The sequence below is a fragment of the Paenibacillus sp. ALJ109b genome, assembly GCF_010747435.1.
GTDB lineage: Bacteria > Bacillota > Bacilli > Paenibacillales > Paenibacillaceae > Paenibacillus > Paenibacillus taichungensis.
Genome location: NZ_JAAIFP010000010.1, coordinates 41,765 through 63,608, shown reverse-complemented (window position 1 = coordinate 63,608; position 21,844 = coordinate 41,765). Strand labels below are relative to the sequence as shown.

The 21,844-nt window shown below is 44.8% G+C and carries 35 protein-coding genes; 2 read left to right on the top strand and 33 right to left on the bottom strand.

The annotated features are described in order from the left end of the window. Positions 1 to 374: 374 nt before the first annotated feature. Together G3352_RS13105 and G3352_RS13100 are read right to left on the bottom strand one after the other, a co-directional pair. Entirely contained in the window at positions 375 to 605 is a 231-nt protein-coding gene (locus G3352_RS13105; protein ID WP_017692114.1) for a hypothetical protein, read from the bottom strand. 210 nt (positions 606 to 815) lie between these two features. Next, positions 816 to 1,433, bottom strand: a complete 618-nt coding sequence (locus G3352_RS13100; RefSeq protein WP_163757065.1) for a stage II sporulation protein M — start codon at positions 1,431 to 1,433, stop codon at positions 816 to 818. Between the two features lie 121 nt (positions 1,434 to 1,554). Between G3352_RS13100 and pdaB the strand changes: the two genes are divergently transcribed. Beyond that, entirely contained in the window at positions 1,555 to 2,331 is a 777-nt protein-coding gene (gene pdaB, locus G3352_RS13095; protein WP_076292179.1) for a polysaccharide deacetylase family sporulation protein PdaB, read from the top strand. A gap of 143 nt (positions 2,332 to 2,474) precedes the next feature. Here the strand turns inward: pdaB and G3352_RS13090 are convergent, their stop codons facing one another. Beyond that, positions 2,475 to 3,104 carry a KinB-signaling pathway activation protein gene (locus tag G3352_RS13090; protein ID WP_163757063.1) on the bottom strand — a complete coding sequence of 210 codons (630 nt, stop codon included), beginning with the start codon at positions 3,102 to 3,104 and terminating at the stop codon, positions 2,475 to 2,477. 125 nt (positions 3,105 to 3,229) lie between these two features. On the opposite strand from G3352_RS13090, the gene gerD reads away from it, so the two are divergent. After that, positions 3,230 to 3,991, top strand: coding sequence for a spore germination lipoprotein GerD (gene gerD, locus G3352_RS13085; RefSeq protein WP_163757061.1), 762 nt, complete (start codon positions 3,230 to 3,232; stop codon positions 3,989 to 3,991). 96 nt (positions 3,992 to 4,087) lie between these two features. Here gerD and G3352_RS13080 read toward each other — a convergent pair whose 3' ends face one another. The 30 genes from G3352_RS13080 to rplP all read right to left on the bottom strand — a co-directional run bounded on the left by G3352_RS13080 (position 4,088) and on the right by rplP (position 21,843). Next, positions 4,088 to 5,188, bottom strand: a complete 1,101-nt coding sequence (locus G3352_RS13080; protein WP_163757059.1) for an Mrp/NBP35 family ATP-binding protein — start codon at positions 5,186 to 5,188, stop codon at positions 4,088 to 4,090. A 79-nt stretch (positions 5,189 to 5,267) separates the two neighbouring features. Beyond that, a complete protein-coding gene (gene cwlD, locus G3352_RS13075; protein ID WP_163757057.1) occupies positions 5,268 to 6,023 on the bottom strand; it encodes an N-acetylmuramoyl-L-alanine amidase CwlD in 756 nt (251 codons plus the stop codon). Positions 6,024 to 6,091: 68 nt separating this feature from the next. After that, positions 6,092 to 7,261, bottom strand: a complete 1,170-nt coding sequence (gene sat / locus G3352_RS13070; RefSeq protein ID WP_163757055.1) for a sulfate adenylyltransferase — start codon at positions 7,259 to 7,261, stop codon at positions 6,092 to 6,094. An 85-nt stretch (positions 7,262 to 7,346) separates the two neighbouring features. Further along, complete coding sequence (locus tag G3352_RS13065; RefSeq protein WP_163757053.1) at positions 7,347 to 8,039, bottom strand: phosphoadenylyl-sulfate reductase; 693 nt, start codon at positions 8,037 to 8,039, stop codon at positions 7,347 to 7,349. A gap of 671 nt (positions 8,040 to 8,710) precedes the next feature. Further along, a complete protein-coding gene (gene rpsI, locus G3352_RS13060; protein WP_024633563.1) occupies positions 8,711 to 9,103 on the bottom strand; it encodes a 30S ribosomal protein S9 in 393 nt (130 codons plus the stop codon). Between the two features lie 19 nt (positions 9,104 to 9,122). Next, entirely contained in the window at positions 9,123 to 9,560 is a 438-nt protein-coding gene (rplM, locus tag G3352_RS13055) for a 50S ribosomal protein L13 (RefSeq protein ID WP_024633564.1), read from the bottom strand. A 205-nt stretch (positions 9,561 to 9,765) separates the two neighbouring features. Beyond that, positions 9,766 to 10,539 carry a tRNA pseudouridine(38-40) synthase TruA gene (truA, locus tag G3352_RS13050; protein WP_076292172.1) on the bottom strand — a complete coding sequence of 258 codons (774 nt, stop codon included), beginning with the start codon at positions 10,537 to 10,539 and terminating at the stop codon, positions 9,766 to 9,768. A 159-nt stretch (positions 10,540 to 10,698) separates the two neighbouring features. Next, complete coding sequence (gene rplQ, locus G3352_RS13045; RefSeq protein ID WP_017692102.1) at positions 10,699 to 11,064, bottom strand: 50S ribosomal protein L17; 366 nt, start codon at positions 11,062 to 11,064, stop codon at positions 10,699 to 10,701. A 34-nt stretch (positions 11,065 to 11,098) separates the two neighbouring features. Continuing rightward, positions 11,099 to 12,043: a DNA-directed RNA polymerase subunit alpha gene (locus tag G3352_RS13040; RefSeq protein WP_017692101.1), complete on the bottom strand. Its 945-nt coding sequence runs from the start codon at positions 12,041 to 12,043 to the stop codon at positions 11,099 to 11,101. Positions 12,044 to 12,179: 136 nt separating this feature from the next. After that, positions 12,180 to 12,575, bottom strand: a complete 396-nt coding sequence (gene rpsK, locus G3352_RS13035; RefSeq protein WP_017692100.1) for a 30S ribosomal protein S11 — start codon at positions 12,573 to 12,575, stop codon at positions 12,180 to 12,182. A 19-nt stretch (positions 12,576 to 12,594) separates the two neighbouring features. Beyond that, on the bottom strand, positions 12,595 to 12,963 hold the full coding sequence (gene rpsM, locus G3352_RS13030) for a 30S ribosomal protein S13 (protein WP_053779200.1): 369 nt from the start codon (positions 12,961 to 12,963) through the stop codon (positions 12,595 to 12,597). Between the two features lie 20 nt (positions 12,964 to 12,983). Next, positions 12,984 to 13,097 carry a 50S ribosomal protein L36 gene (rpmJ, locus tag G3352_RS13025; protein WP_003333770.1) on the bottom strand — a complete coding sequence of 38 codons (114 nt, stop codon included), beginning with the start codon at positions 13,095 to 13,097 and terminating at the stop codon, positions 12,984 to 12,986. A gap of 152 nt (positions 13,098 to 13,249) precedes the next feature. Then, positions 13,250 to 13,465, bottom strand: coding sequence for a translation initiation factor IF-1 (gene infA / locus G3352_RS13020; protein WP_017692098.1), 216 nt, complete (start codon positions 13,463 to 13,465; stop codon positions 13,250 to 13,252). 3 nt (positions 13,466 to 13,468) lie between these two features. Next, positions 13,469 to 13,777, bottom strand: coding sequence for a KOW domain-containing RNA-binding protein (locus tag G3352_RS13015; RefSeq protein WP_024633568.1), 309 nt, complete (start codon positions 13,775 to 13,777; stop codon positions 13,469 to 13,471). Positions 13,778 to 13,787: 10 nt separating this feature from the next. Further along, a complete protein-coding gene (gene map, locus G3352_RS13010) occupies positions 13,788 to 14,540 on the bottom strand; it encodes a type I methionyl aminopeptidase (RefSeq protein WP_053779202.1) in 753 nt (250 codons plus the stop codon). Between the two features lie 4 nt (positions 14,541 to 14,544). Then, positions 14,545 to 15,189 (bottom strand): adenylate kinase, encoded by a 645-nt coding sequence (locus G3352_RS13005; RefSeq protein ID WP_163757051.1) that lies wholly within the window; start codon positions 15,187 to 15,189, stop codon positions 14,545 to 14,547. 90 nt (positions 15,190 to 15,279) lie between these two features. Then, entirely contained in the window at positions 15,280 to 16,578 is a 1,299-nt protein-coding gene (gene secY / locus G3352_RS13000) for a preprotein translocase subunit SecY (protein WP_063567428.1), read from the bottom strand. Beyond that, complete coding sequence (rplO, locus tag G3352_RS12995; protein WP_062836188.1) at positions 16,578 to 17,018, bottom strand: 50S ribosomal protein L15; 441 nt, start codon at positions 17,016 to 17,018, stop codon at positions 16,578 to 16,580. Before rplO ends, secY begins: the two co-directional genes overlap by 1 nt. 43 nt (positions 17,019 to 17,061) lie before the next feature. Next, entirely contained in the window at positions 17,062 to 17,247 is a 186-nt protein-coding gene (rpmD, locus tag G3352_RS12990) for a 50S ribosomal protein L30 (RefSeq protein WP_017692092.1), read from the bottom strand. Positions 17,248 to 17,260: 13 nt separating this feature from the next. Continuing rightward, positions 17,261 to 17,758 (bottom strand): 30S ribosomal protein S5, encoded by a 498-nt coding sequence (gene rpsE / locus G3352_RS12985; protein ID WP_017692091.1) that lies wholly within the window; start codon positions 17,756 to 17,758, stop codon positions 17,261 to 17,263. Positions 17,759 to 17,785: 27 nt separating this feature from the next. Continuing rightward, positions 17,786 to 18,154, bottom strand: coding sequence for a 50S ribosomal protein L18 (gene rplR, locus G3352_RS12980; RefSeq protein WP_063567427.1), 369 nt, complete (start codon positions 18,152 to 18,154; stop codon positions 17,786 to 17,788). A gap of 117 nt (positions 18,155 to 18,271) precedes the next feature. Next, the gene (rplF, locus tag G3352_RS12975) at positions 18,272 to 18,814 is read right to left on the bottom strand and encodes a 50S ribosomal protein L6 (protein WP_024633576.1); all 543 of its coding nucleotides are present in this window, start codon (positions 18,812 to 18,814) and stop codon (positions 18,272 to 18,274) included. Positions 18,815 to 18,844: 30 nt separating this feature from the next. Continuing rightward, entirely contained in the window at positions 18,845 to 19,243 is a 399-nt protein-coding gene (gene rpsH, locus G3352_RS12970) for a 30S ribosomal protein S8 (RefSeq protein WP_017692088.1), read from the bottom strand. A gap of 32 nt (positions 19,244 to 19,275) precedes the next feature. Further along, positions 19,276 to 19,461 carry a type Z 30S ribosomal protein S14 gene (locus tag G3352_RS12965; RefSeq protein ID WP_013312154.1) on the bottom strand — a complete coding sequence of 62 codons (186 nt, stop codon included), beginning with the start codon at positions 19,459 to 19,461 and terminating at the stop codon, positions 19,276 to 19,278. 73 nt (positions 19,462 to 19,534) lie between these two features. After that, positions 19,535 to 20,077 carry a 50S ribosomal protein L5 gene (rplE, locus tag G3352_RS12960; protein WP_024633577.1) on the bottom strand — a complete coding sequence of 181 codons (543 nt, stop codon included), beginning with the start codon at positions 20,075 to 20,077 and terminating at the stop codon, positions 19,535 to 19,537. Positions 20,078 to 20,109: 32 nt separating this feature from the next. Then, entirely contained in the window at positions 20,110 to 20,463 is a 354-nt protein-coding gene (gene rplX, locus G3352_RS12955) for a 50S ribosomal protein L24 (RefSeq protein WP_024633578.1), read from the bottom strand. A 39-nt stretch (positions 20,464 to 20,502) separates the two neighbouring features. After that, entirely contained in the window at positions 20,503 to 20,871 is a 369-nt protein-coding gene (gene rplN / locus G3352_RS12950) for a 50S ribosomal protein L14 (protein WP_024633579.1), read from the bottom strand. 35 nt (positions 20,872 to 20,906) lie between these two features. Then, positions 20,907 to 21,173: a 30S ribosomal protein S17 gene (rpsQ, locus tag G3352_RS12945; RefSeq protein ID WP_017692084.1), complete on the bottom strand. Its 267-nt coding sequence runs from the start codon at positions 21,171 to 21,173 to the stop codon at positions 20,907 to 20,909. Positions 21,174 to 21,221: 48 nt separating this feature from the next. Next, the gene (rpmC, locus tag G3352_RS12940) at positions 21,222 to 21,419 is read right to left on the bottom strand and encodes a 50S ribosomal protein L29 (protein ID WP_017692083.1); all 198 of its coding nucleotides are present in this window, start codon (positions 21,417 to 21,419) and stop codon (positions 21,222 to 21,224) included. After that, positions 21,409 to 21,843 carry a 50S ribosomal protein L16 gene (rplP, locus tag G3352_RS12935; protein WP_076292170.1) on the bottom strand — a complete coding sequence of 145 codons (435 nt, stop codon included), beginning with the start codon at positions 21,841 to 21,843 and terminating at the stop codon, positions 21,409 to 21,411. Before rplP ends, rpmC begins: the two co-directional genes overlap by 11 nt. Position 21,844 lies beyond the last annotated feature (1 nt).

Below are 21,844 nucleotides of genomic sequence, written 5' to 3'. Positions count from 1 at the left end.
TTACTCACTCGTTGTTCAGTTTTCAAAGATCAAACATTCAATTTGTTTCGGTTTTCTTCGTCACCGTATTTTCAGCGGCGACTTTTATAATATATCATGTTTAAGTTTACTTTGCAAGCACTTTTTTTCGATTTACTTTCAATCACTTTATTCCAGCGCTTGTTTCGGTTAACTTTTCCTTAAAAAAGGAACGAAAATTAATTTATCATATTGAACAAAAAAGGTCAACCCTTTTTCGACAAATTGTTTCATATCCATTTTCAAAGCCGCCTATACTACCTATTCCTGATTCATGGTGTCTGAGGTACAGCGCTGGCGTTACGGGCCGCACCTCTCTTATATTGGTGAACTTCAGCATCCCACTGACCACATCATTACGGCTTGGATTTTTTTAGTTTGCCACCTCTAGCATATTTGGATAGCTCTTTGGGTGGCGCGAAGCGTGCATACATACGGAACACAGTCTTGTAGCGACTCGCTATGGCGTATTTAATTTCTTGATCGAGACGGTTGTCACTTAAGTCGAACAACATTTCATCGAGCTCTTTGCGCAGTACATAATCCAGTTCCTTGCATTCCTTCTCGTTAAACAGCATACCCAGCATTAGAGTTCTCCTTTTTCTGCATATGGATAATGGCGTGTCCCATTGTATCTCATATTCGAGCCCCTTTAATTCAGGCTATATATCGGACAGCGCCGGTTCTAGTAGCAAACCTAGGATCATCTTTGTTTCTCCTTTTGTGGTTGCTACTGAAACCCGTTTTATTGTTATGGTCAACTTTCTGAAAATTTATGAATGTCATCCCATACAAATTTATCCTCGCACTAGGCTGTAGGTAAGTGTACTTTCGATAATCGCTGCAACAAAAAGCAAAATAACTATCCAGAAGGATGCAGTTACCGTTGTGCGCATAAACGCACTCCACTGGCTGCCAATCGTATTTCGTTTCTCCCCGCTAAATTGACCAAGACTTTTGAGAACCAATCCACCAAACCTTAGACCAAATGCGCATGCGATAATAATTACCGGAATTTCAATAATGCCATGTGGAAGAAGTCCTTTCACAACAATATCAAAGAAGCTGGCCCCATAGTTCATTGTGGTGTGTACCAGAAAACCGATAACCATGCCATTGATCAACAGGAAAACGACAGGCAGAATGCCAAAGAAGATACCAGCATAGATCACAAGTACACTTTTGATGGCATTATTAAAAAAGATAAAGAGGAAGAAGTTCCATTGTACATTATCCCCCTGCTCCAGCCGCTCACTAACCTCCCTTAGTCCCCCGATTTGATTCAACAATATATCCTCAAGTGTTCCTGTACTCACCCATCCCGTGCCTATTCCGATAACAAACAATACGATCGACCATATTAATGCACCACGAATGGAACCTAAAGCTCTAAGAAATGTACTGAATTTTAACATTATTTCCTCCTGTGAAACCAAGATGTTGGACAAACAAACGTCTAATACGAATAACTGCGAGGTACGAGCATACATTGGAGAGTAAACAAGCATTTCTTATGGGAGAGGGGCGCTTATTGAAATGAACTCGTTCTATGTATTTAGCGGCAAAAAGATCAAACGTTTCCTGATTGTGCTGGTTGCTGCCGTCTTTGCTATCGGGATTATTTATCTGGAGAGCGGCAATATTTCTGTATTCTCGGAGGATGCACCATCCGCCGTATACAGCGTTCCAACCGAGAAGAAGGTTATTGCACTCACCTTTGACATTAGCTGGGGAGATAAAAGGACAGAGCCTATTCTGAAGGTCCTCCAAGACAATAAAGTACAGAAGGCAACGTTCTTCTTGTCCTCCCCCTGGAGTAAGACACACCCCGAGATTGTAACAGCTATCAAAGACGCAGGATACGAAATCGGCAGTCATGGTCACAAGCATGATAATTACAGCAGTCTGACTGAAGAGGAAATCCGCAAGGAAATTTCGACAGCTCATAGCATTTTAACCGATTTAACGGGAAAAGAACCGAAATTGCTACGCCTACCCAATGGCGACTTTGACAAACGTGTTCTCCAAGTTGCCAGCAGTTTGAATTATCAAGTAGTCCAATGGGACACCGATTCGCAGGATTGGAAGAACCCCGGTGTACAGACCATTGTTGATCGTGTTGTTAGCAAGGCGCATCCGGGTGACATTGTGCTGCTGCACGCCAGTGATTCCTCGAAACAAACGCATGAAGCATTACCTGTAATAATCGACAAGTTAAAAAATCAAGGATATGAGTTCGTGACGGTTTCTGAGCTACTTAACCATTCAAGTGTCAAAGGTACGGAAGTTCGCGACCAAGCCAGTGCACAGTAAACGCTAATTAAAACAGTATTGCTGATGCAAACTGTATACTTGCCTTCCGAACATCCCCACGTCCTGAAAAAGGCGCTAAAGCGCCATAAATGAAAAGAGCTAACCAGGTTAGCTCTTTTTGACGTTATTTTTCAAAATAATCGCTACGCATGACTTTCTTGTACCTCGGTCTTTCCACTCACCCGCTGCTCCATGGACCCATCTACCAGCCTGTGCAATATCAGCATTTGGTATGCATTACAGATTAACAGTGGAACCACAATAAAGATGGTAGCCGCATTCACATCAATTCGTAAGACACCGATCGTCTCCACCACGGTAACAGCCACCATGAAAAAGAGTGTAGGTACCAACGCCGAAATATGTGTCTGTTTCACTTTTACGTAAGCGGTAACAATTCCAGCTGCCAAAATAATGACTCCAAGCACAATATCGGATAGCCGTTCTCGTTCCCCACCAACAAACAAACGTAAAAACATGACATCAAGTAATGCCAACACGGTTAGAACAATCTGTACAATTTGCCAACTGCGTTTCGAAAATACACCTTTGCCCATATAGTTCAATATCAAGTATGCGAAAAAACCCATTTGCGAATACACGCTAATCATAATACCGGAACCAAACAAGATCAGGAGATAAAATAAAAAATCGGTCATTCCATTCGTTTTTTCTCCATTAACCAACATCATAATTAGGCCCGTCACTAATGATCCTGCAGCCCCAATAAGCAAAGCTGTCCAAAATAGGAAAAACCATTTACGTAAATTCAAATGTTTTCCACCCCCGAGACTTTATTTTACCAACCTTCACAGCAAAAAACCATCATCATTCAACATATTTAGCGGTTTCCCATCACATACTACATCCAGTATCTATTCAAGGAGGGGTTGTGCATATGAAACGGCCTTTGTGGCAGTTATGCTGTGTCGTACTTGGACTATCCGTCATGCTCGCCGGCTGTGGCTCAGATCAGAATTATTCGCCTCCTCAGGGCGGTTATAAAGAGATGAAAACGATGGTCGTGGATATTCTCAAAAGTGACGAAGGCAAAAAGGCGGTCGAAGAAGCTCTCACCGGACAAAGCTCTTCTGGTGGTGGTGAAGGTGGCGCTTCTGGGCAAAGCGGAGCTTCAGGTGGTGGATCTGGTACAGTGGGTATGAAAATGTTAATGCCTATGCAATCTTCAGAACAAATACGTATTGCTGTAAAAGATACCATCACGGCTCCTGAATACCAGAAGGAATTCGAGAAAATTATGACGGATCCACAGTTTGCAGGTGAATTCGCCAAAGTGGTTAATTCCCAAAGCAAACAACTGCATATGCAGTTAATCAAAGATCCAACGTATCAAAAATCCATCGGGGACGTCATGAAATCCCCGGAAGTATCCAAGATGTTCATGGATATGACCAAAACGCCGGAATATCGTAAACAAACGATGACCGTTATGCAGGAAGTCATGCAAAATCCTTTATTCCGGATGGAAGTACTAACTTTGCTTAAAAAGGTAGTTCAGGATGAGTTGCAACCCAAAACAGAGCAAGGCGGCAAACAGGAGGACCAAAGCAAAGATAGTGGAGATGGCGGAGATGGCGGAAGTGGTGATGGTAGTAGTGATGGTAACAGTAGTGGCGACGGAAGTAATGGAGGATCGTAAGTCGATAATACTTTAAAGTTAAAAGATATCACTTGTTGAAAAAAGCCCGCATCCATGGATGTGGGCCTTTTTATATATTTTACTTTATTAGAAAATTTAAAACTTGGCATCAACAGACTGGGCAACCTCGTCGTAGATCGCGCCGATGCTTGAATCTGCTTTATACACGGATGGAGAAAAATCCGGCTCCGAAATATGATTATCCGGCGCTCCTAGTGGGATCTGCGCAAGCAGCTCTGTATGAAGACTCTCGGCAAGAGTCCCACCACCACCTCGGCCAAATACATAATCTTTCTCTCCGCATTTGCTGCATTCATAATAAGCCATGTTCTCTACGACACCAAGCAGCTCATGTTCCGTCTGAATGGCCATGGCACCTGCACGTGCAGCTACAAAAGCAGCGGTTGCATGCGGTGTTGTAACGATGATTTCTTTGCTATGAGGCAGCATCTGATGTACATCTAGTGCGACGTCCCCCGTACCCGGAGGCAGATCAAGCAGCATATAATCCAACTCTCCCCAGTTTACATCGGTAAAGAATTGGCGCAACATCCGGCCCAACATAGGTCCACGCCAGATCACCGGGTTATTCTCCCGAATAAAGAATCCCATCGACATCACTTTTACGCCGAAACGCTCAACGGGTTGGATAACCCCGTCCTCAACGACTGGATATTCCTCAATACCCATCATGTCAGGTACACTGAAGCCATATATATCTGCATCAATCAAGCCAACCTTCTTGCCTTGACGTGCCAGAGCCGCAGCCAAATTAACGGTTACCGTCGATTTGCCGACGCCGCCTTTACCACTAGCAACAGCAATAAAACGCACGCCGGATTCAGGACTTAACAACTCATGTCCGTCCAGCCCTGCTGCATGGCCTTTGACAAGCACTTCGTCCTGGTCTTCCTCATGATCCGCTTGTCCTATGTTAAGGCTCTCACGCTCATGCTCTGACGCTGCACGCAGACGAATATGTACATCACTCACTCCGTGTTGGGACAACAGGTTGCGCGCGGCATCGCTTAGAGCAGTTGTAACCTCTGTGCGGTTCTCCAGCGTCACCATAGTAAGAGCAACATGATTTTCTTTAACCATGACATCACGGACCCACTGCAGTTCAGTCAAACTTACGCCCAATTGCGGTTCCTGCAACGGCTGTAATAGTTCAAGTATCTGTTCTTTTGATAACATCAGACAGCACCTCAGCTTTATCTATTGGCATGTAATTAGGTATGCTGATCCAATTATATCATTACCTTTCTCATTGTGACTAACTTTTAGGACGTTCTCCTGACGAATAACGGAGAATCCCGTTGTAGATGGATGCAGCCACTTTGCGCTGATAGGTTTCATCTGCAAGCAGACGCGCCTCTTCCGGGTGAGAAAGGAAACCGACCTCCACCAGTGCCGAGGGAATTTTTAACGCCTGGAGCAAATAAACGGTATTCACCGTTTTCGCGATTCGATCTGTATTTTCCAGATTACGAATCATTTCTTGCTGAAGCAGATTGGCTAATCCTTCATTATCGGGATGATTGGGTGTATAAAAAACTTGAGCGCCACTCCAGCGGTTCGAAGGTACACTATTCATATGAATGCTGATAAAGAGGTCTGCCTGTTTATCCTCGATTCTTCTTACTCTTTGTTTCAGGTCTTCCGTCTTGCGTTTGGAGTAACCCTTAGTATCTGTAGCAGCCAGATCGGTGTCTATTTCACGGGTCATCACAACCAAGGCTCCTGCTTGCTGCAGATAATCTCGTACGTATAGCGCAATGGATAAATTGATATCTTTCTCAATGACTCCCTGCTTACTCACTGCTCCCCCATCTGGCCCACCATGTCCTGCATCAATGGCTATAACTTTTCCCGCTAATGGCAGCCCCCAGTAACCGGACATTTTGGAGGAGGGCAACTCATACGTCACCACCGCCACAAACATCGCAAGCAAACAAAGGCTTAACATGATCCTCTTCATGGTGCGTAACCTAATCCAGATCACAAAGTGCTTCCCCATATTTTTACGCATAAAAAAACCACCTCGTCCCTATAAATGACTCTAATCATCTATATGGGACAAGATGGACAAATATACCGTTAGGAGCGGACTTGCTCTGCCATTCCTTCAATCAGCACCTCAGCAACCTCAGGGCGCGTAAATTCAGGTGGAGGGCATTGGCCATCTCTTAGCAAGCCACGTACTTTCGTGCCGGACAGAGCCATGTGGTGTTCTTTATCATGCGGGCAGGTTTTGCTTGATGCCATGTTGCCACATTTGGTGCAGAAAAAACTATGTTCAAAGAACAAAGGTGTGATACCGAGTTCTTCCGGTGTGAAGTTAGTAAAGATCTCCTGCGCTTCATATGTTCCGTAGTAGTCACCCACACCTGCATGGTCGCGGCCTACAATAAAGTGAGTACAACCATAATTTTTACGTACCATCGCGTGAAAAATGGCCTCTCTTGGACCAGCATACCGCATTGCCGCCGGAAATACGCCTAGAAACGCACGATCAGCCGGATAATAGTTCTCCAGCAAAACAAGATAACTCTTCATTCTTACATCTGCAGGCACGTCATCAGACTTCGTTTCGCCTACAAGCGGGTTTAAGAACAGGGCGTCCACAATCTCCATTGCACTCTTCTGAATGTACTCATGGGCACGATGGACCGGATTACGCGTCTGGAAACCAACAACCGTCTTCCAGCCCTTATCCTGGAACGTTTTCCGTGTCTCAGCAGGATCATAATAGAACTGTTCGAACTTGGCCGGTTTGGGACGATTCAGCACTTGAATTGGACCTCCTACATACGTTGCAGGTCGTTCCAGCAATTTCTTCACACCCGGGTGCTCTGGATCATCCGTCTTGAAGACACGACGTGCTTCTTCACCCTGATCTACTTTATATAAGCTCTTCACTTCCAGCAATCCATAGGTTACTCCGTCATTATCGCCAACAAGTGCCACAGTCTCACCGATCTGGATCGATGCAGCCTGCTGTTCATCTACAGCTAAGGTAATGGGGATACTCCAGACTGTTCCGTCAGCAAGACGCATACGAGATATAACCGAAAGATAGTCTTCTTCATTCATAAAACCTTGAAGCGGTGAGAATGCACCCACACCAATGAGATCCAAATCCGAAATTGTCCAGCTGTTAATACGTAAAGAGGACAGTTTCTCACTCTCTCGTAATAATTGTTCCCGTTCTTCTCCTTGTACGACACGCTGTATCAGCGTACCTCCATGAGGCAGAATCGAAGTCATCTTGTCAGCTCCCTGTTTCACCATTTTTTATATCATCAAGAATGAATCTAGTGCATTATAAAATCCATCACTTATTCTGAATAAATTATTTATGAAGACCACATTCCGTTTTTTCGTTCCCAGACCAGCGTCCCGCACGTGGATCTTCTCCAGGCATAACTTGACGTGTGCAATACTCACAACCGATACTCGGGTAATTTTGATCATGTAGCGGATTGTACACGACATTATTAGCACGAATATAATCCCATACATCCTCTGTAGTCCAGTGGGCAATCGGGTTGAACTTCATAAGTCCAAACTTAGCATCATATTCGACCTTCTTGGAATTCGCACGCGTCGGTGCTTGATCTCTCCGAATACCGGTAATCCATGCATCGTACTGAGATAGAATACGTGTCAGCGGCTCAACCTTCCGAATATTACAACAAGCATTGGGATCCGACTTCCACAATTGTTCCCCATGTTGAGCTGCCTGCTCCTCAGGAGTAATTTTCGGAGCCACACGTACAAAATCTAGATTGTATTTCTCCTTCATTTTGTCACGAGTTTCGTAAGTCTCCTTAAAATGAAAATCAGTATCTAAATAAAATATATCCGTGGATGGGCTGATCTTCTGAAGCATATCTACAAGTACAACATCCTCTGCACCGAAGCTGCATGCAAAAGTGATATTTGGAAACGTCTCAATAGCATAACGAATAATATCCTCTGGACTTGCGTTTTCCAATTCTTCAGCCTTCGTCCGTGCAAGTTCTTCTTTCTCCAACAAGTTCATGTCTGCATTTCCCCCATTCTGCATTTCAACATTCACTAAAGCCGACTAATCTAATATGAATTATGTATAGTATAAATCTTTCATGGGGGATGTCAATGCCTGCCATATGGTAAAATACATCAGTTTTGGCCCATTTTTTTGTTGTTCATTTTGAATATAATTTGGTGTTCATTATGCATTTAATTGATTTGTGGATAAAATCATCCATGTGTAGCATCATCGATTTTCACCTTATCCTTATCTCCTCATCATTGAAATCCTTTGCCACTACTGGGTTTATGGTGCACATTTGATAAAACGAAGTATAGAATAACTCTATAAATTCAAACGAATATAGAAGAACGAGAAGGATTTAATAATGAGATAAATGCGGGATTTCTATTCTTCAATAGTAAGTGACCTTTATCAAAACCATAAGAAAAACTGATGAAATTTGAGAATGAAAAATGAATGATTATAACCATTATGAAGTTCTAAAACTGCAAATTTGATTAATGGTTATAGGTGGGTCGCATTTACTGGAGTATTCTCTGGAGGAAAAAACTTTAACCGTTACAAAGGAACCTGAAGCTACTTTGGTGCATCTTCTGAAGTAAAGAGCATTTAATATATCTATTGGTCTGTAGAATACAAAAAAGCCTTTGACCGAGGCCAAAGGCTTGTAATGCATATTAACGTTTGGAGAACTGAGGTGCGCGACGTGCGGCTTTGAGACCGTATTTTTTACGCTCTTTCATCCGTGGGTCACGAGTCAGGAATCCTGCTTTTTTCAGGGAAGCACGGTATTCCGGATCTGCTTTCAACAGAGCGCGGGAGATACCATGACGGATTGCGCCGGCTTGACCAGAGATTCCGCCACCATGAGCGATAACAAGAACATCATAGTTGCTGAGTGTTTCTGTCAGGTTCAGTGGTTGTTTTACGATCAGTTTGAGTGTTTCCAAACCGAAGTATTCATTAATATCACGTTTATTGATGACAATGCGTCCTTCACCCGGTACAAGGCGAACACGAGCTACCGAATGTTTACGACGACCTGTCCCATAGTATTGTACTTGTGCCATGAAACTGTCCTCCTTTTAATTAACCGCGAAGTTCATAAACTTCTGGTTTTTGTGCTGCATGTGGATGCTCAGTGCCTCTGTACGCTTTAAGTCTCAACTTCATTTTCTCGCCCATGCGAGTTTTAGGAAGCATACCGCGAACAGCCAATTCCAACATACGTTCCGGTTTGTTTTTAACCATCTCTTCAGCAGTAGTTACTTTCAAACCACCTGGGTGCATCGAGTGACGGTAGTATTTTTTACCTTGCATTTTTTTACCAGTCAATACAATTTTCTCTGCATTGATGATAACAACGAAATCGCCAGTGTCCACATGTGGAGTGAATTGTGGCTTATGTTTGCCGCGGATCAAAGCAGCTGCTTCGCTCGCCAAACGTCCGAGCGTTTTGCCTTCGGCATCAATGATGTGCCATTGGCGCTCAACTTCGTTAGGCTTCGCCATGTACGTGGTACGCATGAAAAGTTCCTCCTTAAAATGTTCAACATCATTATATTCATTTATCTTCATTCATTAAGTGATAACTTTAGGTGTTGATGGATAGTTCTTTCGTTGTGACCCTCTTAATTGGGGCTGTGGGAAAGCCATTAAGAAAACACAACTTTTATATTACATGATAGGAGCTTAAATCGCAAGTGTTAATTAAGCATTTCACTTCGCAAATTTAATCTTTTTTGTATTCAAGGTCCCAGAGCATTAAACCGCAGCTAACCGCAGTAGGTCCTGCAGCAGAACGATTACAAGCAGCAATCATATTCGGTACGTCAGAGGCTTTCCGTTTGCCCTCTCCGACCTCCAGCAGTGTACCTACAATAATACGAACCATATGCTGCAAAAAGCCGTTACCACTCACATAGATGTGAATGACACCCTGATCGCGCGGATGGTCCCTACACATTGAACGGTCCACTTCTATCCATGCTTCGTATACCGAACGTACATGATTTTCTTTCTGAGACTTGCGTGAAGCAAAGGAGGTGAAATCATACGTACCAATAAAATGACGCAACCCCTCCTGCATTGCCGCAATGTCCAGCTTGGCATGGTGATGATACTGCAGCCTCCGGTTAAATACATCCGGGAATTGATTCGCATTGACGGTATACCGATACGTTTTCTTTTTCGCAGCATAGCGAGAATGAAAATCGTTTGGTACTTCAACCGCATCAATAACGATAATATCGGATGGTAATCTGGAGTTGAGCGCCATACACCATCGTTCAATCGGGATCTGGGATTCCGTAGGGAAATTGAAGATCTGTCTGCGTGCGTGAACGCCAGCATCCGTTCTGCCTGAACCCGTAATTTTAACCTTCTCACCGGTTAAAGCACGAATGGCATCTTCAAGATGGTCCTGAATGGTATTCCCTCCTGGTTGAACCTGAAAGCCGTAATAGGCAGTGCCATCATAAGTTAACGTCATACACAAGTTGCGCATCAATACCACACCTTTGTTCCATACTATACATGTGCCTATCCCGAACAGCAAAAGAAGCCCCTTTCGGAGCTTCTATTACAGCACGAATTCCGAAATGAAGAGAAAAAAAGGGTTAATCCAGAATCAGTGATTCTGTCCCCTTTCCTCATCTCATCTGTTTTACGCGCGGTCAACCAGTTCCAAGTAAACCATAGGCGCAGCGTCACCACGACGAGGTCCCAGTTTCAGGATACGAGTGTATCCACCTGGACGCTCAGCGTAACGACCGGACAATTCGCTAAACAGTTTTTGGATTGCATCTTGCTCACCATCGATTGTTTCGCGGCGAACATAAGCTGCCACTTGGCGACGGGCATGAAGATCTCCCTTTTTCGCTTTAGTGATCAGTTTTTCAGCAATAGAGCGAACCTCTTTTGCTTTCGCTTCAGTTGTCTGAATGCGTTCGTATAAGAACAGGTCGGTTACCAGGTCACGGAACAAAGCTTTACGTGCGCTGGAATTACGGCCCAACTTTTGGTATGCCATTGTTTTCCCTCCTTCACTTCAAGCACTCGGCTGTCTATTCTTCTGTACGGAGTCCCAAACCAAGTTCCTCAAGCTTCTCTTGAACTTCTTCCAAAGACTTGCGTCCGAGGTTACGGACTTTCATCATGTCTTCTTCTGTTTTCGTAGTCAGCTCTTGTACGGTGTTAATACCGGCACGTTTGAGGCAGTTGTAGGAACGAACAGAGAGATCCAGCTCTTCGATCGTCATTTCGAGTACTTTTTCTTTTTTGTCTTCTTCTTTTTCGACCATAATCTCTGCATCTTTCGCTTCGTCTGTAAGACCCACGAAGAGCATCAGATGCTCGGTCAAAATTTTAGCGCCAAGGCTTACAGCCTCTTCAGGACGAATACTTCCGTCAGTCCAAACTTCCAACGTGAGCTTGTCATAGTTGGTTACTTGGCCGACACGCGTATTTTCCACAGCGTAGTTAACGCGGCTGATCGGGGTGAAGATGGAATCGACTGGGATGACGCCGATCGGCTGGTCATCGCGTTTATTCCGATCTGCCTGGACGTAGCCGCGACCGCGATTGGCAAAAATACGCATGTGAAGTCTCGAACCTGGTCCTAGTGTAGCAATGTGCAAATCCGGGTTAAGGATTTCCACATCGGAGTCAGCACGGATATCTCCAGCCGTAATTGCCCCTTCGCCTTCAGCATCAATCTCGAGCACTTTCTCCTCATCAGAATGAATTTTAAGCGACAAAGCTTTCAGGTTAAGAATGACCTCCGTAACATCTTCCATTACGCCAGGAACTGTAGCAAATTCATGCAGAACGCCATCGATTTGAACCGAAGACACTGCCGCACCCGGCAGTGACGAGAGCAAGATTCGGCGAAGCGAGTTTCCAAGCGTCGTACCGTATCCGCGCTCAAGCGGTTCTACTACGAATTTCCCATAGGTGCCATCATCGTTGACGTCTACCGTCTCAATTTTCGGCTTTTCGATTTCAATCACTGCAATACCCCTCCTTCAAAACGTCGGTCCTCTATGAAACATTTACCTTCTCTTGCGAAAACATGTAGTAGTATGCCTAAACAACCATTATTAGCAGATTGTGCCGGAAATATACCACACGCAGGGGCAAATCTCATTAGACACGACGACGTTTTGGAGGACGGCATCCGTTATGCGGGACTGGAGTTACGTCTTTGATCAGGTTAACTTCAAGACCTGCAGCTTGCAAAGAGCGGATCGCTGCTTCACGGCCTGCGCCTGGTCCTTTAACCATAACCTCAACGGCTTTCATCCCATGTTCCATTGCAGCTTTGGCAGCAGTCTCAGCAGCCATTTGTGCAGCAAACGGAGTCGATTTACGGGAACCTCTGAATCCGAGGCCGCCGGAGCTTGCCCACGAAATTGCATTTCCGTGAGGATCCGTAATAGTAACGATAGTGTTATTGAAAGTGGAACGGATATGCGCCACGCCAGATTCAATATTCTTACGGTCACGACGTTTAGTACGTACGACTTTTTTCGGTTTAGCCATTTTCTCTTATCCCCCCTTATTATTTCTTCTTGTTCGCTACAGTACGACGAGGACCTTTACGAGTACGAGCATTCGTTTTCGTACGTTGTCCACGAACAGGCAGACCACGACGATGACGAACTCCACGGTAACAACCGATCTCCGTCAAACGTTTAATATTCAAAGAGATTTCACGACGCAGGTCACCTTCTACTTTGACCTCTTTGTCGATACTTTCACGCAATTTGCTGACTTCATCTTCCGTCAAATCACGGACACGAGTGTCCCGATTGATGCCTGTTGTGCTCAGAATTTTCTGGGAAGTCGTTTTACCGATTCCGAAAATATAAGTCAAGGCGATCTCAACGCGCTTATCACGTGGCAAATCCACACCAGCTATACGTGCCATTTTACGCTACACCCCCTTCTTTAACCTTGTTTTTGTTTGTGTTTCGGATTTTCACAGATAACCATAACATTCCCTTTGCGGCGAATGACTTTGCATTTTTCGCAAATCGGCTTGACCGAAGGTCTTACCTTCATGTGAATTACCTCCTCAAAGTTTTGCTAAGCAAAACCCTCTTCGTAAGCATTGACCTTGTTTTACCATTGTAAAACCGGCTTCGAAGCTTTCGCAAGTTTTGCCGGGCAAAACCCGCTTCATAAGCTTCACAGTTCATTGCAACTGTCTACTACTATTTACGGTAAGTTATACGACCTTTTGTCAAATCATAAGGTGATAACTGAACAACTACTTTGTCTCCAGTCAGGATACGAATAAAGTGCATCCGCAACTTGCCGGAAACGTGAGCGAGAATTTGATGACCGTTCTCAAGCTCAACCTTGAACGTTGCATTCGGTAGCGGCTCGAGAACCGTACCTTCCACTTCAATGACATCTTCCTTGGCCATTAGTCAGTCTCCTTTCTCTTCAGCTTGAATGTTGGTGGATTCCAGAAACGAATGAACCGCATAGCGGAGCTTTCCGTTTGTCACCCGACCACTCTCGTTTAAACTGTTTACAACCTCGCTACTAATCATCGGCTGGAGTTCAAGATGAAGAATATTCTTCTTCTTGGGTTGATCAAACTTACGTTTGTCCCCATCCGCAATATATACGAACTTACTGTCCGCTATAGCAACAATTACTGCGGCTTGGTCCGCATTGCGGCCTTTACGGATCTTCACAAGTTGACCGAGCTGCGGATTAGACTGATTGTTCATGCCTTATCACCTACGCATTCAGTTTTGTGAAAATTTCCATGCCTTCATGTGTAACTGCTACGGTGTGTTCAAAGTGGGCGCATAACGATCCATCAACAGTGACGACAGTCCAGTTATCTTCCAACGTTTTCACATACCGTCTACCTGCGTTAACCATCGGCTCAATGGCCAGCACCATGCCCGCTTTAAGCCGTGGTCCCCGATCAGGAAGACCATAGTTCGGAATCTGTGGTTCTTCGTGCAGATCCGCTCCTATACCGTGACCGACATATTCACGTACTACCGAGAACCCTTCATCTTCAATATATTTCTGAATCGCATGAGATATTGTAAACAAGCGAACGTCCGGTTTTACCAGCGCCAGACCTGCGTATAACGAAGCCTCGGTAACGTCCAGAAGACGACGGGCTTCTTCGGAAATACGGCCGACTGGATAAGTCCAGGCGGAATCTCCGTGATAACCCTGGTACTGCGCGCCAATGTCAAACGTAACGATATCGCCCTCGTTCAACTTTCGTTTGCCGGGAAATCCATGCACCAACTCTTCATTCACTGAAGCGCACACACTGGCAGGGAAACCGTTATAACCTTTGAAAGACGGCACAGCTCCTTGACTGCGGATGTATTGATCGGCCATATGGTCAAGTTCTCCAGTCGTAATACCGGGAGCGATATGCTCTGCCAAGAGACGATGCGTTTCCGCAACAATTCTCCCTGCTTCCCTCATCAAGCCCAGTTCCGTTTCGGACTTACCAATGATCATTCAATTAACCTCGCAGCAGGGACACGATTTCATGAGAAACTTCATCGATATCCTGCTCTCCGTCCATTTGACGAAGAAGGCCTTTGTTCTCATAAAATGTGAGGAGTGGTGCTGTTTTGTTGATATATTCGTCGAGACGTGTGCCTACGCTCTCTTCATTATCATCAGAGCGCTGGTACAAGTCACCGCCGCATTTATCACAAATACCTTCCTGCTTGGGCGGATTGAACACGACATGATATGTGGCGCCACAGTTCTTACAAATACGACGACCCGTCAAACGGGCGAGCAATTTGTTGCGGTCCACTTTCAGGTTGATTACATGATCGAGACCTGAGTTCAGTCGATCCAGAATGCCATCGAGCGCTTCTGCTTGAGACAGGGTTCTTGGAAATCCATCCAAGAGGAATCCTTCTCTGCAATCAGGCTGCTGCAAACGTTCTTCAACAATGCCGATGGTTACATCATCTGGTACGAGCAATCCTTGATCCATATATTCCTTGGCTTTCAGGCCAATGGGAGTTCCCTGCTTAATCGCCAGACGAAATGCATCGCCTGTTGAAATGTGGGGAATACCGAACTCTTTCACAATGACGTCTGCTTGCGTTCCTTTTCCTGCCCCCGGAGGGCCCATGAATAGGATGTTCACGTTATGTCACTCCCTCCAAGACTACCCTACATCAACAAACAGCACAATAGGTGCCGGCAAGTAAATCTTAGCTTGACCGGTACCTATTGCCTATTTATTGATAAAACCTTTGTAGTGGCGTTTGATCAATTGGCTTTCGATTTGCTTCATCGTATCCAGCGCAACACCGATAACGATCAGGAGAGAAGTTCCTCCAATTTGCGCTGATTGAGGCAAACCAGAAAGTGCCCCCAAGATTACAGGCAGAACGGAAATTACTGCCAAGAAGATGGCACCTGCCGTTGTCAAACGAGTCATGACACGGGTCAGATATTTCTCGGTTGCTTTACCCGGACGAATGCCTGGGATGTAACCGCCGTTCTTTTTCATGTTGTCAGCCATCTGCTGTGGATTCATCTGTACAAAAGTATAGAAGAATGTGAACCCGAAAATCATCACTACATAGAGTAACATACCCAGAGGTTTGTGAGTAGTGAGATTGGCTCCGATCCACTGTGCCCACGTACGATCAGCCCAGAAGTTTGCGATGATCGATGGGAACATCAACAGAGATGAAGCAAAGATGACAGGGATAACACCTGCTGCATTAATCTTCAGCGGGATATGTGTGTTCTGTCCACCGTACATTTTGTTACCTACGACACGTTTAGCGTACTGTACAGGAATTTTCCGAATCGCCTGCTGGATGTAAATGACACCTATGATAATCAGCACAATAACAATTGCGACGATTACCCCTTTAAGAATGTTCATGAACAGTTGATCAGCTTGGATGAAGTCGGATTCGATCGTTTGTTTGATAATATTAGGTACCGTTGATAGGATACCCGCAAAGATCAAAATCGAAATCCCGTTTCCTATGCCCTTCTCGGTGATCTGCTCACCAAGCCACATTAGGAATGAAGTACCGGCCGTAAGTACAATTGCGATCAAGATATAATCTGCAAATGTTGCGTTAGGCACCATTTCTGTATTGTACAAGCGGTTGAATCCGATCGACGTACCAAACGCTTGAATCAATGCCAGACCTACCGTTAAATAACGGGTCAGTTGTGCAGATTTCTTCTTACCTTGTTCACCCTGCTTTGCCCACTCCGCTAATTTAGGAATAACGTCCATGGAAAGCAGCTGCACTATGATAGACGCAGTGATGTAAGGCACGATCCCGAGCGCAAATATCGAGAACTGGAAGAGCGCTCCACCCGAGAACGTATTGAGAAGTCCAAAAACTTCTTTACCCGCAGAATTTGTCGCTTCGAACACATCTTTGTTAACTCCCGGTACGGGAACAAAGGAGCCGATGCGGTAAATGATCAGTACAAAAAGGGTAAATAATACCCTTTTGCGCAGATCTTCAACCCGCCAGATATTCTTTAGGGTCTTGAACATTAAATCACCTCAGTTGTACCGCCGGCAGCTTCAATTTTCTCAATAGCAGATTGAGAAAACTTGTTAGCTTTAACAGTCAGCTTCACAGTGACATCACCGTTACCCAGGATTTTGATTCCGGATTTAGCGTTTTTAACTACGCCGTTCGTCATCAAGAATTCTGGAGTTACTTCAGTACCCGCAGCAAAACTGTTCAGGTCTTCAGTATTCACAACTGCATATTCTTTGCGAGTTGGGTTTACAAAACCACGTTTTGGCAAGCGACGATACAATGGATTTTGTCCACCTTCGAAGCCTGGACGTACTCCACCGCCAGAACGAGCGTTTTGTCCTTTGTGACCGCGACCTGATGTTTTACCTGTACCACTACTTGGACCGCGACCAAGACGTTTACGTTCTTTGCGGGATCCAGGAGATGGTGAAAGCTCATGTAACTTCATCGTTCGTTGCACCTCCTTAAAGATTTGTGGGATTAACCCGTTTTTAAGCTTCTACTTCTTTAACAGCAACCAAGTGGCTTACTTTGTTAATCATACCACGGATGGCAGGATTATCGTTTTGTACCACTTTGCTATTGATTTTGCGCAAACCCAATGTTTTCACAGTTGTTCTTTGCGTCTCCGGACGTCCGATCAAGCTGCGGACGAGGGTAATTTCTAATTTAGCCATGAGAATTCCCTCCTTAACCCAGAAGCTCTTCGACGGATTTTCCGCGCAGTTTAGCCACGTCTTCAGCACGCTTCAAACGGGACAAACCTTCCAAAGTCGCATTGACCATGTTCATGGAATTCGAAGAACCCAGAGATTTTGTCAAAATGTCACCTACACCAGCAAGTTCGAGAACCGCACGTACAGGACCACCAGCGATAACACCAGTACCTTCAGATGCTGGTTTCAACAGCACGCGTCCTGCGCCGAACTTACCTGTTACCAAGTGAGGAATCGATGTTCCTACGAGTGGAACGTGTACAAGGTTTTTCTTAGCGTCTTCAATACCTTTGCGAATTGCATCAGGTACTTCGCCCGCTTTACCGATACCAGCTCCAACCCAGCCGTTGCCGTCGCCGACTACAACCAGTGCGCTAAAGCTGAAACGGCGTCCGCCTTTTACTACTTTAGCTACGCGATTAATATTTACAACTCTTTCAGTCAGTTCCAAAGTATTCGGATCTACACGCAAGTCGTTAACCTCCTTTTGAAAAATATCTTAAAACTCAAGTCCTGCTTCACGAGCCGCTTCAGCCAATGCTGCGATACGACCATGGTACAGATAACCGCTACGGTCAAATACGATGTTGGAAACACCTTTGTCTTTAGCACGTTTAGCAACGAGTTCGCCAACTTTACGAGCTGATTCAACAGATGCACCATTTTTGATGTCAGTGCTCAATTCTTTGTCTACGGTAGACGCGGAAGCGATTGTTACACCAGCAACATCATCGATGATTTGAGCATACATATGTTTACCAGAACGGAATACGTTCAAACGAGGACGTGCTGCCGTTCCTTGGATTTTCTTACGAACACGCAGGTGTCTTTTCAGACGTGCCTTGTTTTTATCTGTTTTCGTAATCATCTCAGGGATTCACTCCTTTCAGGTTACCTCGCTGGCTTCAAACCGGAAGCCACGGGGTATATTAGAAACACAAGAAGCAAGCAAGCCGAAAACCGCGCAAAGGCGGTAAGAAAAATCTTATTTCTTCTTACCGGCTTTACCTTCCTTACGGATGATACGCTCGCCTTCATATTTAATACCTTTACCTTTGTACGGCTCAGGTTCACGAACGGAACGGATTTTAGCAGCGTAAGCACCTACACGCTCTTTATCGATTCCGCGAACGATGATTTTCGTGTTCGAAGGAACTTCGAATTCGATTCCCGCTTCCGGTGTAATTTCAACCGGGTGAGAGTAGCCAACGTTCAGAACGATTTTATCTCCGGATTTGCTTGCACGATATCCGACCCCAACCAGCTCCAGAGATTTTGCGAATCCTTCAGTAACACCACTCACCATGTTGTTTACAACGCTACGCGTTGTGCCGTGCAAAGAACGGTGAGTTTTGTTATCGGAAGGACGCACAACTGTAATTTCGTTGTTTTCAACTGTTACCTTCATATCTTTATGAAGTTCACGAGTCAAAGATCCTTTTGGTCCTTTTACCGTAATAACGGTGTTGTCCAGTGTGATGTCCACACCACTTGGTACTGTAATTGGTTTGCGACCAATACGAGACATATGTTGCACCTCCTATCTTGTGACGTTATATTACCAAACGTAGCAGACGACTTCTCCGCCGGATTTTGATTGACGAGCTTCTTTGTCCGTCATGATACCTTTGGATGTCGAGATAATAGCGATACCCAGACCACCAAGTACACGAGGTACTTCGTTGCTTTTCGTGTAAACACGAAGACCAGGTTTACTGATTCTTTTCAGACCAGTAATAACACGCTCGTTATTTTGACCGTATTTCAGGAAAACACGGATAATCCCTTGTTTGTTATCATCGATAACTTCAGCGTCACGGATGAAACCTTCACGCTTCAAGATATCGGCGATTTGTTTTTTCATTGTCGAAGCAGGCATTTCTACCGTTTCGTGACGAACTGTGTTCGCGTTACGAATACGAGTAAGCATATCTGCAATTGGATCAGACATAGTCATTGTGAGTTAACCTCCTTCCCGTTCAGGACTTTTTACCAGCTTGCTTTTTTCACGCCAGGGATCTGGCCTTTATAAGCTAATTCACGGAAGCAAATTCTGCAAATTTTGAACTTCTGCAGTACCGAATGTGGACGTCCGCAACGCTCACAGCGTGTATAAGCACGTACTTTAAACTTTGGTGTACGTTGTTGTTTAACTTTCATCGAAGTTTTTGCCACTTAGCCTGACACCTCCTAAATAATTTCGGAGAAAAGGGAGTCTTTCCAGACACCCGGAAACGTTATAGCAACATTATTTCACGAAAGGCATTCCGAGTTGCGTGAGCAATTCACGGGATTCTTCGTCTGTTTTCGCCGTTGTTACGATGACAATATCCATACCGCGGACTTTGTCTACTTTATCATACTCGATCTCTGGGAAGATCAATTGTTCTTTCAGACCCAGTGTATAGTTACCACGTCCGTCGAAAGCTTTACTCGATACACCACGGAAGTCGCGGACACGAGGAAGCGTAACGTTGAGCAGTTTATCGAGGAAGAAGTACATGCGCTCGCCGCGCAATGTTACTTTCACACCGATAGGCATGTTCTCACGCAGTTTGAAACCTGCGATAGATTTTTTAGCACGAGTGATTACAGGTTTTTGACCTGCGATCAATTGCAAATCGTTTACTGCGGAATCCAACACTTTGGAGTTTTGAACAGCATCGCCCACACCCATGTTGATAACGATTTTCTCGATTTTCGGCACTTGCATTACCGTTGTATAGTTAAACTTCTGCATTAAAGCAGGAGCAATTTCGTTCAGGTAACGTTCTTTCATTCTTGCTGCCATGAATCATAGACCTCCTTTCTCATTCGGTTCAATTAGTCGATAATTTCTCCGGAACGTTTAGCAACGCGCACTTTCTTTCCGTTATCCAACACTTTGTAACCTACACGGGTTACTTTTCCGCTCTTTGGATCGATGTGCATTACGTTGGAAACGTGAATCGGAGCTTCCTTCTCGATAATGCCGCCTTGCGGATTTTGCTGGTTAGGCTTCTGGTGTTTTTTAATCATGTTAACACCTTCCACAAGGACGCGGTTCTCACGAGGATAAGCAGCGATGACACGGCCTTTTTTACCTTTGTCTTTACCGCTGATCACCATAACTGTATCTTCTTTTTTAACATGAAGTTTATTGTTATGGGATTCCAGAACTTTTTTCACTCTTGGCATTTCGTACACCTCCTGTTTCTAACATCACGAGATTAAGCTTTAGATAACTTCTGGGGCCAAGGAAACGATTTTCATGAAGTCTTTCTCGCGGAGTTCACGAGCAACAGGTCCGAAAATACGTGTTCCACGCGGGCTTCTGTCGTCTTTTACAACAACCGCTGCATTTTCATCAAAACCGATGTAGGAACCGTCTTTACGACGTACAGAACGCTTCGTACGAACGACAACCGCTCTAACTACATCACCTTTTTTGACAACGCCGCCTGGTGTTGCTTGTTTTACAGAACAAACGATCAGATCACCGATTTGAGCTGTACGACGTCCCGTACCGCCGAGTACGCGGATACACATCAGTTCCTTCGCACCGGAGTTGTCAGCCACAGTCAAACGTGTAAATGGTTGAATCATTTAGTATTCCTCCTTTCAGCTATGCTGCTGATGCATTAGATGATAACCGCTTTTTCTACGATTTCAGTAAGTCTCCAGCGTTTATCTTTCGAAAGCGGACGAGTCTCCATGATTTTCACCGTGTCACCGATTTTCGCAGTGTTTTCTTCGTCATGCGCTTTGAATTTTTTAGTAACCTTAATGCGTTTATGGTACAGGTTGTGTTTTTTGTAAGTTTCTACAGCAACAACAATCGTTTTGTCCATTTTATCGCTGACTACTTTACCTGTTTGCACTTTACGTGCGTTACGTTCTTCGCTCATTGTTGGCCTCCTTCCTGATTACGGACGGATTAGACATCCGATCCCTAATTAACCGATTCCCAATTCTCTTTCACGGATAATGGTTTTAGCACGAGCTATTTCTTTCCGCACATCACGGATTCGAGTCGGGTTATCCAGCTGACCGGTAGCGAGTTGAAAGCGGAGGTTAAAGAGTTCTTCTTTAAATCCGGCAATCTTTTGCTCGATTTCAGCAGAGGTTAGGTTGCGAAATTCACTAGCTTTCATTTGCTTCACCACCCAATTCTTCACGTTTCACAAACTTCGTTTTGATTGGCAGTTTGTGAGCGGCAAGACGCATTGCTTCGCGTGCAATATCCTCCGGTACACCAGCAAGTTCAAACATGATCTTACCTGGTTTCACAACTGCAACCCATTTTTCTACGTTACCTTTACCGCTACCCATCCGAACCTCGAGAGGCTTTTGAGTGATTGGTTTGTCTGGGAAGATCTTGATCCAAACTTTACCACCACGTTTGATGTAACGAGTCATCGCAATACGAGCCGCTTCGATTTGACGGTTCGTAATCCAAGCCGGTTCCGTAGCTTGCAGACCGTATTCGCCGAAATTCAGCGTAGTTCCGCCTTTAGCTTGGCCCTTCATATGTCCACGTTGTTGCTTACGGTGTTTTACACGTTTTGGTACCAACATG

What these genes read in the sequence shown, in the direction of transcription:
- G3352_RS13105 (WP_017692114.1), bottom strand. Translation starts at nt 605, where the DNA reads ATGCTGGGTATGCTGTTTAACGAGAAGGAATGCAAGGAACTGGATTAT.
- G3352_RS13100 (WP_163757065.1), bottom strand. Translation starts at nt 1,433, where the DNA reads ATGTTAAAATTCAGTACATTTCTTAGAGCTTTAGGTTCCATTCGTGGT.
- pdaB (WP_076292179.1), top strand. Translation starts at nt 1,555, where the DNA reads ATGAACTCGTTCTATGTATTTAGCGGCAAAAAGATCAAACGTTTCCTG.
- gerD (WP_163757061.1), top strand. Translation starts at nt 3,230, where the DNA reads ATGAAACGGCCTTTGTGGCAGTTATGCTGTGTCGTACTTGGACTATCC.
- G3352_RS13080 (WP_163757059.1), bottom strand. Translation starts at nt 5,188, where the DNA reads ATGTTATCAAAAGAACAGATACTTGAACTATTACAGCCGTTGCAGGAA.
- cwlD (WP_163757057.1), bottom strand. Translation starts at nt 6,023, where the DNA reads ATGCGTAAAAATATGGGGAAGCACTTTGTGATCTGGATTAGGTTACGC.
- sat (WP_163757055.1), bottom strand. Translation starts at nt 7,261, where the DNA reads ATGACTTCGATTCTGCCTCATGGAGGTACGCTGATACAGCGTGTCGTA.
- G3352_RS13065 (WP_163757053.1), bottom strand. Translation starts at nt 8,039, where the DNA reads ATGAACTTGTTGGAGAAAGAAGAACTTGCACGGACGAAGGCTGAAGAA.
- rpsI (WP_024633563.1), bottom strand. Translation starts at nt 9,103, where the DNA reads ATGGCACAAGTACAATACTATGGGACAGGTCGTCGTAAACATTCGGTA.
- rplM (WP_024633564.1), bottom strand. Translation starts at nt 9,560, where the DNA reads ATGCGTACCACGTACATGGCGAAGCCTAACGAAGTTGAGCGCCAATGG.
- truA (WP_076292172.1), bottom strand. Translation starts at nt 10,539, where the DNA reads ATGCGCAACTTGTGTATGACGTTAACTTATGATGGCACTGCCTATTAC.
- rplQ (WP_017692102.1), bottom strand. Translation starts at nt 11,064, where the DNA reads ATGGCATACCAAAAGTTGGGCCGTAATTCCAGCGCACGTAAAGCTTTG.
- rpsK (WP_017692100.1), bottom strand. Translation starts at nt 12,575, where the DNA reads ATGGCTAAACCGAAAAAAGTCGTACGTACTAAACGTCGTGACCGTAAG.
- rpsM (WP_053779200.1), bottom strand. Translation starts at nt 12,963, where the DNA reads ATGGCACGTATAGCTGGTGTGGATTTGCCACGTGATAAGCGCGTTGAG.
- rpmJ (WP_003333770.1), bottom strand. Translation starts at nt 13,097, where the DNA reads ATGAAGGTAAGACCTTCGGTCAAGCCGATTTGCGAAAAATGCAAAGTC.
- infA (WP_017692098.1), bottom strand. Translation starts at nt 13,465, where the DNA reads ATGGCCAAGGAAGATGTCATTGAAGTGGAAGGTACGGTTCTCGAGCCG.
- G3352_RS13015 (WP_024633568.1), bottom strand. Translation starts at nt 13,777, where the DNA reads ATGAACAATCAGTCTAATCCGCAGCTCGGTCAACTTGTGAAGATCCGT.
- map (WP_053779202.1), bottom strand. Translation starts at nt 14,540, where the DNA reads ATGATCATTGGTAAGTCCGAAACGGAACTGGGCTTGATGAGGGAAGCA.
- secY (WP_063567428.1), bottom strand. Translation starts at nt 16,578, where the DNA reads ATGTTCAAGACCCTAAAGAATATCTGGCGGGTTGAAGATCTGCGCAAA.
- rplO (WP_062836188.1), bottom strand. Translation starts at nt 17,018, where the DNA reads ATGAAGTTACATGAGCTTTCACCATCTCCTGGATCCCGCAAAGAACGT.
- rpmD (WP_017692092.1), bottom strand. Translation starts at nt 17,247, where the DNA reads ATGGCTAAATTAGAAATTACCCTCGTCCGCAGCTTGATCGGACGTCCG.
- rplR (WP_063567427.1), bottom strand. Translation starts at nt 18,154, where the DNA reads ATGATTACGAAAACAGATAAAAACAAGGCACGTCTGAAAAGACACCTG.
- rplF (WP_024633576.1), bottom strand. Translation starts at nt 18,814, where the DNA reads ATGTCTCGTATTGGTCGCAAACCAATTACAGTACCAAGTGGTGTGGAC.
- rpsH (WP_017692088.1), bottom strand. Translation starts at nt 19,243, where the DNA reads ATGACTATGTCTGATCCAATTGCAGATATGCTTACTCGTATTCGTAAC.
- rplE (WP_024633577.1), bottom strand. Translation starts at nt 20,077, where the DNA reads ATGGCAGCAAGAATGAAAGAACGTTACCTGAACGAAATTGCTCCTGCT.
- rplX (WP_024633578.1), bottom strand. Translation starts at nt 20,463, where the DNA reads ATGCCAAGAGTGAAAAAAGTTCTGGAATCCCATAACAATAAACTTCAT.
- rplN (WP_024633579.1), bottom strand. Translation starts at nt 20,871, where the DNA reads ATGATTCAACCATTTACACGTTTGACTGTGGCTGACAACTCCGGTGCG.
- rpsQ (WP_017692084.1), bottom strand. Translation starts at nt 21,173, where the DNA reads ATGAGCGAAGAACGTAACGCACGTAAAGTGCAAACAGGTAAAGTAGTC.
- rpmC (WP_017692083.1), bottom strand. Translation starts at nt 21,419, where the DNA reads ATGAAAGCTAGTGAATTTCGCAACCTAACCTCTGCTGAAATCGAGCAA.
- rplP (WP_076292170.1), bottom strand. Translation starts at nt 21,843, where the DNA reads ATGTTGGTACCAAAACGTGTAAAACACCGTAAGCAACAACGTGGACAT.